Genomic DNA, 3,175 nt, shown 5'->3' with positions numbered 1-3,175 from the left:
AATGGCCCTTCAGTTACAATGACAAACTTCCGCTTCGCCATGCTCAGGACATCGCCGTTGAACATGAAGCCCTGAGAAATGGCCGACGACCAGTATTTCGGCATCACACAGGAAGCAGCAGCCCTTGCCGTCCAGCCGACCACTCGTCCCCGAGACAGGTAGGGCACGATGAGCCGAAGATTCAGGTCGTGGTCACGCAGGGGCGTCCAGTAGTAGGGAGTGGCAGTCGCGATGTCGTCTCCTCGGGAAATGAGGTATTTGGCCACTGTCCAAAGGTCAGCCTGCTGGCATTCTTCGGCGATCCAGTCCAGCAAAGGTCGCGCGCCGGGAGGCAGCGACGCGGTGACAGGTGCAATCGGCTGCGACACAAGGCGCGACGGAAGCGGAAGGTCAGTCCGCCCTGCCGTCATTCGCGCAGTGGTGGCCGCACGAGAAGCGGCAGCCATGATCCGCACCTCCGGCACACCAAGAGCAGACATGAGTTCCTGCATTGCCTTTGAGAGACGGCCGCCAACTTCATATTTGCCTTTGGCGCTACAGTTGAAGCAGCTATAGCCGACGCTGACGGCCCCGACCCAGACCGCGCATCGTTGCCGCTGGTCCGGCCGAGCTTCGCCACGGGCCACGCAAAGGGGACAGTTGAACCTGAACTTGCCGGACGAAAAAGCGTGTCTGGGAAGATGTTGAACGATGAGGTCAGCGACCGGATCAGCCTTCAGCAACACCTCACCGACCGACAACATCTGCCGCTCCTCGCAGAGGCGACCACTCATAGGCGACGCCAGCGGCCGTGCGCTTCTTGTCGAAAGGAGAGACCCCAGCGCGGATCAGACGTCCCATCTCGTTCCCCCAACCAGTTTCCGTCGTCCGCTTTTGACCCGGGAACGCGGTGTCTTCGTGCTCGCGAAAATCCGCGTAAAGCTCTGCGGCGGCGAACTTCGTCCGGCTCTGCAACGCGCCAGAGAGCCACTTTTTGGGGTTCAGGTTGTCGAGCCAGTGTTCAACGGGAGATTTCTCTCGATGCTCCTCTTGCTGAGCGGCCAAGATCGCGCTGAACGGCAGCAGCGGGTCCGGGTCGTCGATGGAAACAGCACGCCACACATCAAGCCAGTTCATGCGGTTCACGGCGTCCCAGTGCCGTTCAGCATCCGGTCGCCAGTTGAGCGGCGCGAACCGCCGAATGCCGGTGTGGTCGCGGATCAGGTCAGCAAGGTTCGCCGCGTTCGCGGTGCCAATCAGGGTTGCACAATTGTCGATGTCGACATGGTGATTGCTACCAAGCACCCGCCGGGTCAGGCGCGCCGCCGTGATGACGTTCTTGACAACGTCCACGTCCGCCTTCGTTGCTCGACCCATCTCGTCCAACACCAGCACGTAACTCTTCCAGAGACTCACGTTGCGGTTGTCCGTGATCTCGGTGAAATCGGTGGGCAGACTGACCTCGCTGACGGGAGAAATAAGGAGATCAACAAAGGTGGTCTTACCGGTTCCACTCGGGCCAAGCAGGACAGGCATAAGATGGCGTGTGACGGACTTCCCCATCATCTTCCGCTTCACCTGCCAGACAAACTTCAGGAAGATGGCGGCGATGTATTCGGGCGTGCATGAGTCGTTGTGCTCGAAGCAGCGCGCGCACAGGTCAACCAACGCCGTACGTGCGGCTGCTGCTTCGGGAGGCGAGGACCGGCTGATCGTTCGGTAGATTTCCCCGACACGAAGATGCTGACTGTCGTTTCGCCACAGGCTGACGGCGTCGTTGATCACCTGCGCAGGAAAGGAGAGGCCAAGGTCAGAAGCCTCGACGCGCAGCCGCTCCTGCAAGCTTGTGACCGCCCTGTCGACCTTGCGGGAAAAGCGAACCTTCTCGGCAACGGCAGGGTCTCGGAGGTCTTCGTCAGAAGGGAAAATCTTCGTTCCATCGTCGGCCTCGAAGAAGACGCGCGCGGACGACGTAAGCCCTCCGTTCGCCTGCACTTCAATGGCGTGCTTCTGCACATAGAGCCCGATGTAATCGGACACACCATCAGGATACCGCCCAAGCGCCGCCCTCACCTTCAGTCGCTTCAGCGCAGTGTCGATTTCCGCCTTCTTGATGCCGAGCGTTCTAACGGCGAAATCGCGGATCGCTTGGTTCTCCGGCTTACCGGAAATCAAACCCTCGACAACGAGGTCCGCGTCGACAGACTCGCCCGATGCATGGACAATAAGGAGGTCGCGCTTCTTCTCGGCGATGAAGGCCGCATAGTCGAAGTTGGCAGACGAGGACGCCGTGGCGCAAGACAAGAGGGTAGCGTTGCTCGTGACGGCAGTGCCGTCCGAGATGATCATGTTCATTGGAAATCGGTCCCTTTAAAAATCATGTAGAGGTTCGCCGTCACTCTCGTGGGCTGCCCCGCATCAACGGAGCAGCCCGCTACAAGAGGACCGGCACCCGGTAGCGAGCCGGGCAGATTATTTATCGAACGCGCGTCAGCGTTGCGGTGTCCTGTTCGGCGCGATCATGGTCCATGCAAGGCAGCGTTCCAGATCGCCGAGCAGGCAGACACCCTCGGGGTCAAACGACATCAGCAGGGAGGGACGCAGTGTCACCGCAAGCCGATCAGGCCCGGGTGCTGCTCGCCGACCCGCAACACGTAGGGGCGAGGCTCATCCACAATGATGATTTCAATCGGGTCGCCGTTGGGTGCGTCCGCAATACGCTCGGCCGGGGTCCAGACCCACGTCACCGTGGGACGCCTGCTGTCAGCTTGAAGAGTCGTGGTCGCCAGCACTGGCCCGTGCGTCGTGTCGAGCATGCCCCGGCCGCGCAACAGCAGCGCGCGGCCGCGCTCACTATCGCGGATCAGGTTGCGATGCGCTTCGACCGCGCGCCCGATCTCCTCGGGCGATCCGAGCAAGCTGAGCGCCGTAGCACTGCACATCACCTGAGCGCCGTCCACGCGCCTCCGCGCGTCCTCGGCCGCAACATTGGTACTCACTTCCAGAAACTCCCGACTTTGTGATCGACCGGAAAGTACGCGATTTTCTGCATACGTCAAGAAGAAAAGGTCTCCAGACCTATTTCTGTCTGTGAAGAAGCTTGTTGATAGGAAACGTGGTCTTTAAATCCCACGATTGGCGGGAAGTAGTCGTGGGATTTACTGTGGAAATGCTTGAGTTGGTGATCAGGTATGGC

At 60.2% G+C, this 3,175-nt stretch carries 3 protein-coding genes; all 3 read right to left on the bottom strand.

The window, feature by feature from the left end; genetic code table 11:
• Window positions 1-743: hypothetical protein (locus J3S20_RS29740; protein WP_216840548.1), on the bottom strand; the 743-nt coding region annotated here is incomplete at its 3' end.
• Window positions 727-2,334 (bottom strand): VapE domain-containing protein, encoded by a 1,608-nt coding sequence (locus J3S20_RS29735; RefSeq protein WP_216840547.1) that lies wholly within the window; start codon window positions 2,332-2,334, stop codon window positions 727-729. The genes J3S20_RS29735 and J3S20_RS29740, both read right to left, overlap by 17 nt.
• 251 nt (window positions 2,335-2,585) lie before the next feature.
• A complete protein-coding gene (locus J3S20_RS29730) occupies window positions 2,586-3,038 on the bottom strand; it encodes a hypothetical protein (RefSeq protein WP_216840546.1) in 453 nt (150 codons plus the stop codon).
• Between the last annotated feature and the right edge of the window lie 137 nt (window positions 3,039-3,175).

This window comes from Falsiroseomonas tokyonensis (assembly GCF_019024325.1).
Taxonomy (GTDB): Bacteria; Pseudomonadota; Alphaproteobacteria; order Acetobacterales; family Acetobacteraceae; genus Falsiroseomonas; species Falsiroseomonas tokyonensis.
The sequence above is the reverse complement of the archived record's forward strand: the minus strand, read 5'-3'. Positions and strand labels throughout refer to the sequence as shown.